At 47.8% G+C, this 646-nt stretch carries 1 pseudogene; it reads right to left on the bottom strand.

Annotated elements, in window-relative coordinates:
* Window positions 1–646: pseudogene (locus HMPREF2766_RS10230) on the bottom strand (YSIRK signal domain/LPXTG anchor domain surface protein); the annotation flags it as partial.

The raw sequence follows: 646 nt of genomic DNA on the forward strand, positions 1-646 counted from the left end.
CTCTTTGCTTCCATCTTCGAAGGTTGGCTCTACTGTTTCATCAATTGGAACCAGTGGATCGCCACCTTGGAAAGTTGGAGTACCAGTTTGTGGAAGTCCTTGAGGACCTGTACTTGTTGCACCGGTTCCAGTTGGAGTCACTTTCGTAAACTCTGGACTGTAGGATGCAGTAACTGGGGTGCCATTCTTATCTACGCGTTTGACTGTGACTGGATCTGGTTTGCCTACAAACTGCTTATCTGGAGTGAAGGTCACACTTCCATCTGGCGCAATTGTGTAAGTTCCTTGACCTGGAATAGACTTCTCTTTGCTTCCATCTTCGAAGGTTGGCTCAACTGTTTCATCAATTGGAACCAGTGGGTCGCCACCTTGGAGGGTTGGTGTACCTGTTTGCGGAACACCTTGAGGGCCTGTGCTGGTTGCGCCGGTTCCTGTTGGTGTTACCTTGGTTACTGTTGGGGTATAAGTCGCAGTCACTGGAGTGCCATTCTTATCTACCCGTCTAACCGTTACTGGAGCTGGAGTTCCAACATACTTCTTGTCTGGAGTGAAGGTAATAGAGCCATCTGGATTGATGCTGTATTCACCTACACCTGGAACTGTTTTTGTTGACTGACCATCTTCGAAAGTCATTGGTTTCGTATCA

The sequence above is a fragment of the Streptococcus sp. HMSC076C08 genome (assembly GCF_001810825.1).
GTDB lineage: Bacteria > Bacillota > Bacilli > Lactobacillales > Streptococcaceae > Streptococcus.